Below are 13,830 nucleotides of genomic sequence, written 5' to 3'. Positions count from 1 at the left end.
GTAACATATGGGTATCTTAGCAAAGGTGGAGTTTCAGTTATGGATAATGTAGCGAAGATTATGGGGATTCCGTTTCCTAAAATAACTCTAGACCAAAGCGTACAAGTGCTCAGTGAGGTAATAGAACAGCAAAATTCCGAACTTTTCCATGTTGTAACCGGGAATCCAGAAATCGTAATGTCCTGTCAGCATGATCAAGAAATACGTTCCATTATTGATGAGGCCGGACTTGTCACTGCTGATGGTATTGGAATCGTCATGGTATCTCGAATCAAAGGTGGCCACCTTCCTGAGAGGGTAACGGGATGCGATCTCCTGATCAAGTTGCTTGAAACAGGGAATCAAAAGAACTGGTCCTTTTATTTTCTAGGTGCAGACGAGATGACGAGTAAAAAGGCTTCAGAGGTCATTACTCAAACATACCCGAATTTATCTATTCTGGGTAGGCATCATGGTTTCTTTAATCAGGAAGAAGAAGTAGAGATAGTTGAAGAAATTCACTCCCTAGGACCAGACGTTCTAGTTGTAGCACTCGGGGCTCCATACGCTGAACGTTGGATTCATAAGTATAAGAAAAGTCTTAATTCAAGAATTGGTATTGGTGTCGGGGGGAGTCTGGATGTCATTGCAGGGACAGTTAAGCGGGCACCATACTTATGGCGGAAATTAAATGTAGAGTGGCTATTCCGATTAATTAATCAACCATCAAGATGGCGAAGACAATTGCTTCTTCCTCGTTTCGCTGTAAGAGCGTTATTTTTTAAGGAAAGCAATCCATAGCAATGTTTGCTAAATACCGAACTTCAAGGCTGCCGTGTGCAGCCTTTTGTGCGAACAGGAGGTATAAACGAAATGAGGCTAAGATTCAATATATGGCTGGTATTGTTTGTAGTCGTAGTCGCCCTTGTAGTGGGTATGTCCGTCTTTTACAAACCAATAATAACTCCAACCCCTGATAATGACCATTGGTTGTCAGTTGGGAAGATAACGGAATTGCAAATGTCTAATAACGAAGTAGATCATATTAAGTTTGAAGGGTCAATACGTTTTGAGGGTAGTGCTATTGATAAAAATCTGGAAGCACCCAAAGGTTTTGTGGTCACAAACGATACTCTCGTTTACAAGTCGATTAGTGAGGGCAAGCGGGTAATCGCCAGCATTAACGATTTAATGGATGGACAAGAAGTAGAAGTATGGACTCATTTTTTAAGCGATCATCTAATCGGTGCTTTTGAGATAACTATTATATATTAATGCATGGTTTGCAGGATTCTTTATTAATGTGCAGGGTTGTCCATAATAATATGTCCTTGTCCGAGTTCGATTTCGATAAAGCCTGCCATATGACGTGCTTGAAACCCGATTGGCTTGTTGCTGCCCATAATGATTATATTTTGTTGTAAGTAACTGACACTTTCTGACGGTAGGAAGAACGATTTGATATAGGAATATTCTTCGCTCAGAGTCGTATGAATGGCGTTAATTAACTTGTCGTTTTCACCTTTCCCCATCAGATTCATAATGATAGATCCCCTTGAATCCAGTTTTTCTCTGGTCATTCTGAAAAATTCCTTGGACATTAAATGTCGAGGAGTTCCCTTCTCGGTGAAGGCGTCCAAAATAATATAATCATATGTATGAGGTTGTTCACGATCGAGAATATGGCGTCCATCACCAATGATCACATTATCCTTGCAGTATCCAAAACAGCTCCTGCTTAACTCAACTACTTTCTCATCGAGCTCCGCTACCTTGAATCGTTTCTCCGAATAATGACCGGCGATAGTTCCAATCCCATGCCCTATAACAAATACGTCTTCGAATGTAGGTTCGTTAAAGTCCATTAAATGGATCATCGCCCTCGGATATTCAAACACGATGCGTTCAGGATTATTCAAATCCATTGCGCCTTGAATAGCCTCATTTGAGAATTGCATGACTCGGAAGTTTCCTTTTTCGCCATATAGCTCCGCAGTATCATACACCGATATCTCTTGATTATTGCTAATCTCCTTTTTATGTAAATACAAGTTATCGATCTCCTTATATTAAATTTCTTCGAATAGGATCACAACTGTATCCTGATCGATTTTCTATATTCCAGCGGGTTTGTTTTCGTTTGCAGCTTGAACACCCGTCCGAAGTGGCCAATATTCTCATATCCGACACTCTCTGCAATACGCGTAACCTTCCAATTCGTCTCTCGTAATAGCCGCTGCGCTTCCTTGATTCTTATTATATTCACGTATTCTACGAAAGAAAATCCAGTTACTCGTTTAAACAATCGGCTTAAATGGTACGGGCTTATATATTTCGCTTGGGCCACCGATTCCAGAGAGAGTCTCTGGTCATAGTTGGCATTAATATATTCGACTACCTCTGCGATTTTTTTGTGAGCAGGACTTTCATGTATGTAATCGTGTTGTTCCTTTTCTTCTCCATCCAACCTACGGACGCACCATAACAAAAGAGTAGCCAGCTTTGCCTGCAGCACGGTTTGGAACCCGGGTCTCTCTTCCGAATCTTCTTGAAGCATTTCAAATAATATTCGCTCGAGCCATTCACGCTCAGGCAAGTTGAGAGATAAGCGCCGTATTTTACGGTGAAATGACTCATAAAGCAACGGCTCATCGAAATTCTCCAGAAATCGATCGCTGAAATTTATCAACACACGTTCATGATTCGGAATTCCAGCGTCGCTTGTTTTGTGCAACTCATTCTTGTCGATAAACACCATATCGCCTTTGCGAATTCGATACGTGTTGTCTTTGATGAAATAGTACCGCTCTCCAGATAACAGGTAGTATATTTCGTAAGGTTCGTGATAGTGGTTCAAGGGCATTGAATGGTGCCCGGATACTTTGTTCAAATGTATGTAAAAAGGTTCTTTCATTGGGCAATATCACGTCCCGTTTTTGAACTCATTATACCATTCGATTTTGAAGAAGTGAGCAATATATGTGCAGAATACATGAAAGTTCGCAATTTTTCGGCAGAATTATTCGATATGTTGCGTTAAAATGAAAGCGAATTAATTAATTAATAAGGGGAGAGACGCATGTCGCGCAATAAATATGCATTAATCGGAACGGGAGGCAGAGCAGAGTTTTTTTACGGAGCTCTGGCCAAAGATTTCAGAGAAAGGTGCGAATTAGTCGCTTTCTGTGACATCAATCGCACTCGGTTGAATTATGCCAATAAGGTGCTCCGCGAGAAATACGACCACCCGGAAGTTCGAATATACGAAGCACATGAGTTTGACGAGATGATTCGAATTGAACAGCCAGATACAGTCATCGTAACGTCAGTTGACCGCACACACCATTCTTACATCATCCGTGCGTTGGAACTTGGATGCGATGTGGTGACCGAGAAACCAATGACAGTTGATGAGGAGAAATGCCAGTTGATTCTTGATGCTGTCAAGCGAACTGGACGGAACGTACGTGTCAGCTTCAACTATCGTTATGCACCTCATAATACGAAAGTGAGAGAGCTCATTATGGACGGCGTTATTGGAGACGTACACTCCGTACATTTCGAATGGCTGCTCAACACGCTGCATGGTGCCGATTATTTCCGAAGGTGGCATCGAGACAAAAGGAACAGCGGTGGACTGCTCGTGCACAAATCGACGCATCACTTCGACCTAGTTAACTTCTGGCTCGGGTCTGCGCCAGAAACGGTATTTGCCATGGGCGGTCTCATGTTCTATGGCCGGGAAAACGCCGAACGGCGCGGAGTCACAAAGTTTTACCAACGTGCGCATGGGAACGAACACGCCCAGAATGATCCTTTCGCCATTCATATGGAAAAGAACGAACATATGAAATCGCTCTATTTGGATGCAGAGAAAGACGATGGCTACCAACGGGACCAGAGTGTGTTTGGCGATGGAATCAGCATCGAGGATACTCTCGGTGTGATGGTGCGCTATAAGAACAAAGCGATTTTGACGTATTCACTCAATGCATACTTACCGTGGGAAGGGTTTAATGTCGTCTTTAACGGAAGCAAAGGCCGAATCGAAATGAAGGTAGTTGAGCGAGCCTACGTCAACTCAGGTGGAAAAAAAGAGGACGAAGGTGCGCTTTCTTACAAGGTGCTCACTGTTCAACCAATGTTCGAGAAGCCCTATGAAGTAGTGATCGAAGATTTGGCTGGTGGGCATGGCGGAGGTGATCCGCTACTGTTAAATGATTTGTTCGGTGAGCACAAAGACGATCGCTTCCATCGGGCGGCTACTCATGTTGACGGAGCGGTCTCCATTCTGACAGGCATTGCGGGCAACAAGTCTATGCAAACCGGGCAGCCAGTGGAGATTAACAATTTGATTAAGTTTTAAGGCAACAAGAAATCAAGGCACACGAGCTCGAAATCCTTTTAAGTATTTTGCGAATTGTATTGCTGAACACGAACACGTGTAATATACTAGTGTTCATAGTGCGATTGTGCAGCTTGAAAGGAAGTAGTTAGAATGAAAGTAACCATTAAGGATATTGCGCGTGCGGTTGGGGTCAGTCATCCGACAGTATCAAAAGCGTTGAACGGCGCCCCTGGTGTCAGCGAGGAAATTAGAAAAAAAATAATATCCATTGCTGCTCAAATGAACTATATCCCGAACTTGGCCGCCAAGAGGCTTGTCGACAAGCAGACGAATTCAATTGGACTCATATGGCCGAAATCTGATGGACTGTTCTTTCACCATCTAAGCTTGCAGATCCAGAAGGAAGCGGCCAAACGCGGACTTGATGTCATGATTTCACTTGCAGACCCGCCCAGAGGCTTGCGTACGTTTAATGAGCATTTTGTTGATCAGATCATCTTTTGGTGTCCTCCGAATTGGTCGCCTGGAACTGAATTTGTTATACAAAAGGATCTCTTTCGCGGACGGATGCTTCTAATGGGCGGTGGCAGTCTAGAGGGAACACATCGAATTAGCGTGGATCGCAAGGGCGGTCTTTTCGATGCAGTATGCTATCTTGCAGCTTGCGGCCATCGCAAAATAACTTTCGTTGGAGACTCCTCTGATAAGTTGCACGGATTTACCAAAGGAGTGTTGGAGCAGCGACTCGAATACCATGAGGATTATGTGATCTTAACCAAGGAGGGTGAGCCATTTCCTGAACGAATGGTTGCAGAAGTGCTTGCAAACCCAGATCGCCCTACAGCATTTGTTGTGGACAGCCAGACGTACGCCTTCGAGCTGCTCAGGCTGTTCCGCAAGAGGGATATTTCCATACCGGAACATTTTTCACTTATCGTATACGATGAAATACCAGAAATCGAACACATGGAAGTTCCCTTGACAACTATAGGACCGTCGATTCCTGCTCTCGCAGTGTCAGCGCTGAATATTATTACGGAGCCGTATGCTCGAGGGGGCGAGAAATGGGCCAACATCGAAATCGGCTGTGAAATGCATATTCGGAAATCCGTCAGAACGATTAACACAAACGATTCGGAATAATTTTGCCTACTACGAACACGTGTAACCAAATTTAATCCAGTACCCTACAACTCAAGAGCGACATCATATTGTTAATACAATCTTGAATATTGAAAGGGAGGTTTCTATTCATGAAATCGAAAAAAATATTAATAGTGTCCGTTATGACAGCGCTTACGTTATCTGCTTGTTCATCGGGAGAAACAAGTCCAACTACCAACGTTTCGAGCAGTAGCCCATCTCCTTCTCAGCAGCCGAAGGAAGTGAAGTTGAAGCTTGGCCTGCCTGGCAGCTACGACATTACGAACAAAAAGATTATCGACGGTTTTATTGCAAAATACCCCAATATCAAGCTGGAAATCGAAGAAGCGCCATGGGCTGATTTCACGACTAAAATCGTCACCAATATAGCTGGAAATAACCCGCCTGATATTTGGTTCCAGGAAAATGCGGTCATTCTCGGCTATGGCGAACGCGGGGTCGCAGAAAATCTCGAACCTTATATCAAACGTGATTTGAAAACTGGGGATTATATTGACGCCTTACAAGCAGCAAAAACCCCTGATGGCAAAGTATTCGGCATTCCGCACGGCATTAATCCGAATGCGCTCGCTTATAATAAGAAAATTTTCAAGGACAATAATATCCCGTTCCCGACCGATAATTGGACTTATCAAGATATGATAGACACCGCTAAGAAATTGACAAAAGATACAGACGGTGACGGCAAAACCGACATTTACGGCTTCCAAACCGCAAGCTCTATCGCACAAGGCTGGATCCCGTGGATCAAGTCGTCCGGCGGTTCAGCGCTTGATACGAGTTTGACGAAGGCAGCGTTCAATGACCCGAAGACCATTGAAGGCTTGACCCGCTGGGCGGATACGATCCATAAGGATAAAATCAGCCCAACTAGAGAGATGCAGTCTAATCAAAACTATTTCCAAAACGAAAAATCCGCGATGACATTTCTCCAATATTCAGGTCAAGTCAGTCTGAATAAGAACAAGCCGGATCTGGATTGGGATGTCGTAAAAATGCCGATTGGCTTCAATGGTAAACGGTTCGTACCAATGGTCGTGAATCAGTGGCTTATATACTCTAAGGCGAAGCCAGAGGCGAAGGAAGCGGCCTGGACGTTCCTCAAATATTATTTGAGCGACGAAGCGCAAAAATTCCTTTCTGAAAGCGGAGCGAGCTTACCTGTAAAAAAATCATCGCTTGAAGAGCTCGAGAAGCTGACAACGAAGCCTGTCAATAAGAAAGCGTTCACGAAGGGAATTGAGGAAGCAGGCGGCACACTAGACGAAAATCCGTCATGGAACCAATGGCGCGCTGCGGCAACTCCGATTTTGAATGATATCTTAGATGGCAAAAAGGCTCCCGCTGACGGATCGAAAGAAATCCAACAAAAAGTGCAAGCTGTTCTGGATGAGAACAAATAACAGCGGACCGCTTGTCGGGCCGGATGAGGTGTTTCGATGCGTAAACAAGGCTGGTGGGGCTTTTGCTTCACCCTCCCTTTTCTTTTGCAGCTAGCGGTTTTCTTCGTTTTTCCATTCCTTTTCTCTTTTTATTTAACTTTTACAAAATGGGATCTGTTCAACCCTCCGCATTGGATCGGGCTTAAAAATTGGTTTCAAATGATTGAGAGCAACCTGTTTTGGCTTTCAATCCGCAATGTGTTTTATTTCGCTTTGCTTTTCGTACCAGGTCAGACGCTCGTCTCCCTCGTGCTTGCCTATTTGCTGAACCAGCAAATCCGCGGGAAATCGTTGTTCCGTGTGATCTACTTCTTGCCCGTAATCACTCCTTGGGTGGCCGGCGGTCTAATCTGGTTGTGGATTTACAATAACGAATTCGGCCTGTTGAACTGGGTACTGGAGAGTATTGGACTGGACAGGGTCAATTGGGTGCGCAGCGATCAATGGTGGCTCGTAATCGGAGCAATAGCCGTCGTTAACATATGGAAGGGTGCCGGTTACTCGATGGTGCTGATTCTTGCTGGTATGCAGAACATTTCCAAAGACATCTTAGAAGCTGCGAAAATCGATGGTGCCAATGGCTGGACCTACTTTACGAAAATTACCGTTCCCATTGTTTCACCCATGGTGTATATGGTTATGATCCTGTCGACTATTTCGGCGTTTCACGCATTCGATGTATTTCTCGTCATGTTAAGTGAGAAGGGGAGCATCACCGCGGTCCATGATCGCAATATGGTACCGAATATTGTGATTTACCGTGATGCGTTTTTGAATGCAAAGATGGGTGCTGCTTCCGCTTGGGCTTGGGGTCTGTTCATTATCATATTGTTAGTCACGCTAATCCAGAAAAAAATGGAGAAGAGGTGGGTTCACTATGAATAATGTGTCGCGCGGAATGAAGTGGGCTGCTTACATCATCTTGACAGTCGGTGCTCTGATGATGCTAGTCCCATTTTTTCAGATGATTACGACCTCACTCATGAAACCTGGCGATGAATTGACATTGCCGCCAAAGTTAATTCCGTATCCGATCGAATGGAGCAACTATTATAAGGTTTGGGTCGAAGTCAATTTTTTGCGCTATTCGCTGAACAGCTTGTTGATCACTGTACTTGATGTGATTGGGATGGTTGCATCGTGCGCGATTGTCGCTTACGGACTAGCTTTTTTCCAGTTCAGGGGACGCAATCTGATCTTCTTGGCTATGCTTGGAACCATGATGCTGCCGTCACAAGTGACGATGATTCCGACCTATTTCATATGGAAGGAATTTGGCATGCTGAATACGTATCATCCTCTTTATTTGCGGAGTTTCCTGGGAGGAGCGTTTGGAATTTTCCTGCTCCATCAATTTTACAAAACGCTGCCTAAGGAACTTTATGACGCAGCTTGGGTGGATGGTGCGAATCCTTGGAAAATTTTTTACCAAATTTATTTGCCGCTGACAATTCCGGCTTTGTCCGCTTTGGCTGTGTTCACATTCATGAGTTCCTGGAACAATACGTTGGAGCCGCTCATCTATTTACAAGATAAGAAGTTGTACACTCTTCCTCTCGGACTTCTGTTTTTGCGCAATGAAGTAGACAACAAGATGACACTTATCATGGCGGGTTCGGTCATAACGGTACTACCGGTCATTATTGTGTTTCTGTTTGCACAGAGGTATTTCGTACAAGGCATAGCAACATCAGGATTAAAAGGGTGAACAGCCGATTGAAATACATTAGCGAGTTGCTTGACCCTCTTCTTGTATGGCAGTAACCCATTCGCAGCAACGCACGGGGGCTAACCGCTTTCGTGATTGCCATAACAGCTTAGGACAACCCGCATATTTTCATGTTGACGGCGGAAGCAATGCTTGCGCACAAACTCTCTGGAGGGATGAAAATGACGGATTCGCAACGTAAGCTCAGCATCGGGATGAATCAGAAGGAAGGCGGTAAGCTCGAGCAGCTAAAGGATGCAGAGTTGGAAGTGTACTCGGCTCTGGAGCAAAACACAGCGGAAGGTTTGCAGTGGACAAGACGTAAACTGTTGACGGCCCTTGGTACTACAGGAATTGCAATCGCGGCTGGCGGTGCATTCATGAACTTGCTTAACTCGGACGCGCATGCTGAAGGGAAGGACCAAAACGTAGTAGAGAGTGTTTACGGAACGCAGCAATCTAAAAAGAAAAGCACCACATACCTCACAGATCCTGGGTGGGTCAACGTTGTTGATTATGGAGCCGTTGGAGATGGTTTGACGGACGATACGATCGCGTTTCAATCGGCGGCCGCCTCCGGTAAGCCTATAGTTGTACCTGCCCCCGTGTCCTATTACAAGCTTACTGGATCAGTGACTCTGACGAATTCGATTGTCGGCGTCGGTATGCCAGAGATTCGAATGGATCAATCCGATGGCTCCGCAAGTAAACGGATGTTTCTGATTATCAATTACAATGGCAATGGGCTTACGGTTAACGGCTTGTATTTGAACGGCGGGTACAGCTCCGGCACACTAGAGGAGCAAGCTCACCTTGTCCGCATCGTGAATTCGAAAAACGTCTATGTGCACAATAACTGGCTTCATGCCCCATACGGAGATTGCGTCTATGTCGGCTCGGATTACATTGCTCCAAGCGAGAACGTTCATATTCGTGAAAACATACTGAGCAACCCCCGACGATGTGCCGTAGCTATCGTGTCAGGGCGTAAAGTGTGGGTCGTCCGCAACGTGATCAGTGATCCGTACCCCTATGTGGCCACGATCGACCTGGAACCGAATTCGACAGCGACAAACTCTGACTTGGTTGAAGACGTATGGATCGAGGATAACGAATTTTATAGTGAAATCTATTTCATCAACTCCTACAATCCCAATGTGCAACATTCAAACCGACGGATTACGATAGCGGGTAACAAAGGGAAATCTCGTTTCTTTTTCCGTTGCAACGCGGCTCCCTCGATAACGCAGGATGTTACGATCCGTGGGAATGAATTCTATGGATCGATCTCTGATGCCCGGATGATCCAATGTTCGAATGTCGTAAGAGGGTTGGAAATCAGCAACAATCGGGATTACTCGACTGGAGCGTCCGGCTGGAATATCGCTAATTCAGCTGCACCTGTAGTGAAGGATAACCGGATCGAATCCGTGCGAGCCATTGCTGTATCGTTTACGAATTGCTCCTCCGTACAATTTTCCGGCAATCTGATCAAGGATATCAACTCTTCTTATGGAGCCGTCCGGTTTGCGGGCCCACAACCGACGGGCCGACATCTGATCACGGGTAACCAGTTAGTTAATATTGGGAACCTCGGTTATTGGTTCGGTGGAGTTGTGACGGATTCGCTCTTCGATGGAAATGTTTCCGAATGCGCTGGGAAATGCGTCCAAATCGATGCTGCTGCGAATGGCAGCGACTTGCGAATAACTACCGATAATGTATTTGCCGGTACGGGAACTCCGGTAGTCGGAGGGACGAATATTAGAACGTGGACAACTCCTGAAATCCAGACGAAAGGTATTGCGGCTGGTTGGGCCTCTTCTGCACCTGCTTCGGGAATATGGAAACGTGGATCGATCCTGTGGAATGTTCAACCGTCCTCTTTAGCTCCTGTTGGTTGGGTGTGCTTGTCTGACGGCACGCCAGGTGTATGGGACTCGATCGGTTATGCAGGGGCTGTAACGGCATCCAACTTGAAGCTGAAATCAGCGAATGGAACCATCTATAACGTTAGCGTAACCGATGCAGGTGAACTCACTGTAACACTCGCTTGAGTAAACACAAATAGGGAGGGATTATGTAATGGAGAATAAATCAAATCAATCAGTGAGAAATTCAGAAGATGAAGTTGTAAAGCAAGTAGGGGAATCATTCATTAGTCGCAGAAAGCTGCTCGCTTCACTTGGTGCTGCTGGTGCGGCCCTTGCGGCGGGCGGGCTCCTGAACGGTGGTTCTATCATCGCTTACGGTAAAACAACTGTTACCGAAAGTGTATATGGCAAATCGGATGATCAATTCCATTGGAAGGATTTAATTGACCTTGATTTGTGTGTGGCAGTGACGTTGGCTGAGCTCAGAACCATGTCGGATTCACGACCCGAAGACGCTTATTATGTAACCGATTCAGGTAAGGAAGGTTTTTTCCTGTTCGATCCGTCGGATCTCTCATCACCGGATAATACGGGTACTGTAATCGTGACCTCCGGGGGCAAACGGTTTAAACGGGTATTCAATGAGACCGTGCTTGCATCCTGGTTCGAACCGCAAGCAGACGGGGTAACAATTGACACTGTTTCGTTGCAAAATGCATTGAATGCAGCTTCAGGTCAAAAGCTGTTTATCCCGAAGCAGAAAAGTGGGCACTATCTTACAGGCCAACTTTTCGTGCCTAGCGATATTGTCATCGAGTTCGAGCCGGGAACGGTCATTCAGGCGGTTGATACTCTAAGTCGGAAAGCACCTTACGAACGATTGATCCGCATCAAAAACGTTAAAAATGTGCATATCATCGGCAACGGCGCAACCTTGCAAATGAATAAGGCCGCTTATACTTCGGGCGAACAGGCGCATATCTTTGACATCGGCGGTTCGGAGAACGTCATTATTGAACGGGTTAACGCCAACGACAGCGGCGGCGACGGATTTTATATTGGCAACTATGAATCATCACAGGTGTATAGTAAAGACATTGTATTGCGCCAGTGTGTCGCGAACAATAACCGCAGGCAAGGGATGTCCGTAATCAGTGTGGACGGGTTGCTAGTTGAAGGCTGCCGATTCACCAACACGACTGGTACCGCTCCTAAGAGCGGTGTCGATATTGAACCGAACAACAACTCCGGCAAAGACGTATTGAAGAGGATTCGATTTGTTGATTGCATTGCGGAAGGAAATGTCGGGCGCGGATTTCTTGTCAGCCTTCACCGGATGACATCAGCTAACGAAAGGGTTGACATTACATTCCAAGGTTGCCGTACAAAGAGAAATTCATTTGGCAGCTCGGTCAATTATGGTGCAGAAGGTACAAAAGCAGTCAAGGGTGAAGTTACCTTTATCGATTGTTCGGCTGAAGAGGAGCAGTATGCAGGATATTCGGTTCTGTCCAGCTCTCCGGAAAGTGTAAAGTCGTCCTTTGTTCGCTGCAGAGCGGTCAATTGCAATACTGTAAACGCGCCGGAAGATCCATACGGATATGGATCCTCATTTATCGTAACAACTGTACCGCAGTTTCCAAGAGCAGCGATCGGTAACGTGGAATTTCTCGAGTGCGAATCGATAGAGGAGAGGGGCACCCCTTTGATCGTTCGCGGATTTTCTTTGAAAAAGAATAAGACCGAAGCGATCCGCAATGTTCGTTTCGTCAATTGTTTTGTTAAAGGCGGCGGACAACGACTGCTTTACGTCGATTCTTCGGCGGAAAAGGTTTTTGCAGAGCTGCGACCGCAGCCTGGGCTTCCTGTAACATCTTCAAGTCCAATCGATTCGGGCTTGACCGGACACCATATTAATAATGCTGAAGCCCAGGGTGCTATTACACTATCACTTCCGCAAGCGAAGGAAGGAAACGTTTTTAAGTTCTCAGTAGAATCTCCGAAATCAGTCACAATCGCTGCCCAATCGGGGGCTTCAGTTCGGACACCTTTCGGAGCGAAGACTGTTATCGAATCAGCTAATCCTGGCGACTCGATAACACTGACAGGCCGTTTGGACGGCAATTGGGATATATCCTGTTTCGTCGGCTCCTGGTTTGGTAACGCACCGCAGACATCATAGTAATTCAACAGTTTAAAGGGAAAGGAACATTACACATGTTCGAGCAATACGAAGACCAGATTCGTCTCGGCACTAATAAATTGAAGCAGGAATTCCAATCGCCTTATCAGGATTTTCGATACTATGAATCATCAATAACGCCTGGCTTGCGGCTTGCAGCTAACATAATCAAGCCTGACCGGCCTTCTTATATGCTAGTGCAATTGCATGGTTGGCACATGAGTATACCGGAACCCCAGAAACGGGAAACACCCTTTGCTGACAATGCATACGTCGTAATTCAAGTCGATATGAGGGGGAGGGCTTTCTCGGAAGGCTCTCCCGATTGCAACGGGCTTGAGTTAATCGACATTTATGATGCCATTCTGTTCGTTAGGGAGCAATACAGTTCGCTGTTGCTGGATCGTGATATTGTGTATCTTGAAGGAGGAAGCGGCGGAGGCGGGAATGTGCTTGCGGCAATCAATAAGTTTCCCGATCTATTCGCAGCGGCAACGGCCATGTACGGAATCGCCGATTATGCAGAATGGTACGCCTGTGATCGGATCGGAGAATTCAGAGATGACATGGACGTTTGGATCGGTGTTCCTCCTTGGGAATCCATAGAGCCTTACGAGGCTAGAAGCGGCGCGTTTTTGGCTCCTAATCAGTTAACACCTCTGTTATTAGCTCATGGAACATTCGACGCGCGTGTCCCTGTTTGTCATAGCCGCCTGTACCTTAATGCAGCAGATCAGGCCTGTAAAACGAGTCTTCTCCATTATGTTGAATGGCCGGGAGTTGGTGGGGAAGGACATACGGAACGATTGTCGAATGACATGTTGCAGCATTTTAATGAGGTTAAAAAGATTCATAAAAGGTCGAATAATGTATCAATTGAAATCCCGCGAAGAGGTACATTCCTCATAGGGGGTTATTTGTACACTAAGCATTTCGTCGTTAGTCTGGATAGTGTCGATCACACTGCACGCATGGATTACGATCTGGACGAAACATCTTTTACTGTTGTTGCCAAAGAGCCTTATCGATACCAGATCAAGATGAAGAGCGGACGGATCATTGAAGGTACAGCCTCTTATGAAGCATGTGAGAATTACGGACCAGAGCTTATATTATGTGAAAAGGAGCTGTAG

12 protein-coding genes are annotated in these 13,830 nt (G+C 45.6%); 10 read left to right on the top strand and 2 right to left on the bottom strand.

Going from position 1 to position 13,830, the window contains the following annotated elements; genetic code table 11:
- The first annotated feature begins 39 nt into the window (after positions 1 to 39).
- Together AC58QD_RS00915 and AC58QD_RS00910 are read left to right on the top strand one after the other, a co-directional pair.
- Positions 40 to 780, top strand: coding sequence for a WecB/TagA/CpsF family glycosyltransferase (locus AC58QD_RS00915; protein WP_497329047.1), 741 nt, complete (start codon positions 40 to 42; stop codon positions 778 to 780).
- Positions 781 to 852: 72 nt separating this feature from the next.
- Positions 853 to 1,254 carry a hypothetical protein gene (locus AC58QD_RS00910; protein WP_497329045.1) on the top strand — a complete coding sequence of 134 codons (402 nt, stop codon included), beginning with the start codon at positions 853 to 855 and terminating at the stop codon, positions 1,252 to 1,254.
- 23 nt (positions 1,255 to 1,277) lie between these two features.
- On the opposite strand, the gene AC58QD_RS00905 is transcribed toward AC58QD_RS00910, so the two are convergent.
- Positions 1,278 to 2,039 carry a spermidine synthase gene (locus AC58QD_RS00905; protein ID WP_497330032.1) on the bottom strand — a complete coding sequence of 254 codons (762 nt, stop codon included), beginning with the start codon at positions 2,037 to 2,039 and terminating at the stop codon, positions 1,278 to 1,280.
- Positions 2,040 to 2,068: 29 nt separating this feature from the next.
- The gene (locus tag AC58QD_RS00900; protein ID WP_497329043.1) at positions 2,069 to 2,893 is read right to left on the bottom strand and encodes a helix-turn-helix domain-containing protein; all 825 of its coding nucleotides are present in this window, start codon (positions 2,891 to 2,893) and stop codon (positions 2,069 to 2,071) included.
- Positions 2,894 to 3,058: 165 nt separating this feature from the next.
- On the opposite strand from AC58QD_RS00900, the gene AC58QD_RS00895 reads away from it, so the two are divergent.
- The 8 genes from AC58QD_RS00895 to AC58QD_RS00860 all read left to right on the top strand — a co-directional run bounded on the left by AC58QD_RS00895 (position 3,059) and on the right by AC58QD_RS00860 (position 13,830).
- Positions 3,059 to 4,345: a Gfo/Idh/MocA family oxidoreductase gene (locus tag AC58QD_RS00895; protein WP_497329041.1), complete on the top strand. Its 1,287-nt coding sequence runs from the start codon at positions 3,059 to 3,061 to the stop codon at positions 4,343 to 4,345.
- A 132-nt stretch (positions 4,346 to 4,477) separates the two neighbouring features.
- Positions 4,478 to 5,470, top strand: a complete 993-nt coding sequence (locus tag AC58QD_RS00890) for a LacI family DNA-binding transcriptional regulator (protein WP_497329039.1) — start codon at positions 4,478 to 4,480, stop codon at positions 5,468 to 5,470.
- Between the two features lie 110 nt (positions 5,471 to 5,580).
- The gene (locus AC58QD_RS00885) at positions 5,581 to 6,894 is read left to right on the top strand and encodes an ABC transporter substrate-binding protein (RefSeq protein WP_497329037.1); all 1,314 of its coding nucleotides are present in this window, start codon (positions 5,581 to 5,583) and stop codon (positions 6,892 to 6,894) included.
- 36 nt (positions 6,895 to 6,930) lie between these two features.
- Complete coding sequence (locus AC58QD_RS00880; RefSeq protein WP_497329035.1) at positions 6,931 to 7,818, top strand: carbohydrate ABC transporter permease; 888 nt, start codon at positions 6,931 to 6,933, stop codon at positions 7,816 to 7,818.
- Positions 7,811 to 8,641: a carbohydrate ABC transporter permease gene (locus AC58QD_RS00875; RefSeq protein WP_497329033.1), complete on the top strand. Its 831-nt coding sequence runs from the start codon at positions 7,811 to 7,813 to the stop codon at positions 8,639 to 8,641. Before AC58QD_RS00880 ends, AC58QD_RS00875 begins: the two co-directional genes overlap by 8 nt.
- A 182-nt stretch (positions 8,642 to 8,823) precedes the next feature.
- Positions 8,824 to 10,698 (top strand): right-handed parallel beta-helix repeat-containing protein, encoded by a 1,875-nt coding sequence (locus tag AC58QD_RS00870; RefSeq protein ID WP_497329031.1) that lies wholly within the window; start codon positions 8,824 to 8,826, stop codon positions 10,696 to 10,698.
- A 28-nt stretch (positions 10,699 to 10,726) separates the two neighbouring features.
- Positions 10,727 to 12,697 (top strand): putative phage tail protein, encoded by a 1,971-nt coding sequence (locus AC58QD_RS00865; protein WP_497329029.1) that lies wholly within the window; start codon positions 10,727 to 10,729, stop codon positions 12,695 to 12,697.
- A 35-nt stretch (positions 12,698 to 12,732) separates the two neighbouring features.
- On the top strand, positions 12,733 to 13,830 hold the full coding sequence (locus tag AC58QD_RS00860; protein WP_497329027.1) for an alpha/beta hydrolase family protein: 1,098 nt from the start codon (positions 12,733 to 12,735) through the stop codon (positions 13,828 to 13,830).

This window comes from Paenibacillus sp. J2R1T-4 (assembly GCF_059692235.1).
Note: the sequence above shows the minus strand (reverse complement) of the source record. Positions and strands in the feature narration are given on the sequence as shown.

Coding starts and splice junctions, on each gene's coding strand:
- AC58QD_RS00915 (WP_497329047.1), top strand. CDS start 40: ATGGATAATGTAGCGAAGATTATGGGGATTCCGTTTCCTAAAATAACT.
- AC58QD_RS00910 (WP_497329045.1), top strand. CDS start 853: ATGAGGCTAAGATTCAATATATGGCTGGTATTGTTTGTAGTCGTAGTC.
- AC58QD_RS00900 (WP_497329043.1), bottom strand. CDS start 2,893: ATGAAAGAACCTTTTTACATACATTTGAACAAAGTATCCGGGCACCAT.
- AC58QD_RS00895 (WP_497329041.1), top strand. CDS start 3,059: ATGTCGCGCAATAAATATGCATTAATCGGAACGGGAGGCAGAGCAGAG.
- AC58QD_RS00890 (WP_497329039.1), top strand. CDS start 4,478: ATGAAAGTAACCATTAAGGATATTGCGCGTGCGGTTGGGGTCAGTCAT.
- AC58QD_RS00885 (WP_497329037.1), top strand. CDS start 5,581: ATGAAATCGAAAAAAATATTAATAGTGTCCGTTATGACAGCGCTTACG.
- AC58QD_RS00880 (WP_497329035.1), top strand. CDS start 6,931: ATGCGTAAACAAGGCTGGTGGGGCTTTTGCTTCACCCTCCCTTTTCTT.
- AC58QD_RS00875 (WP_497329033.1), top strand. CDS start 7,811: ATGAATAATGTGTCGCGCGGAATGAAGTGGGCTGCTTACATCATCTTG.
- AC58QD_RS00870 (WP_497329031.1), top strand. CDS start 8,824: ATGACGGATTCGCAACGTAAGCTCAGCATCGGGATGAATCAGAAGGAA.
- AC58QD_RS00865 (WP_497329029.1), top strand. CDS start 10,727: ATGGAGAATAAATCAAATCAATCAGTGAGAAATTCAGAAGATGAAGTT.
- AC58QD_RS00860 (WP_497329027.1), top strand. CDS start 12,733: ATGTTCGAGCAATACGAAGACCAGATTCGTCTCGGCACTAATAAATTG.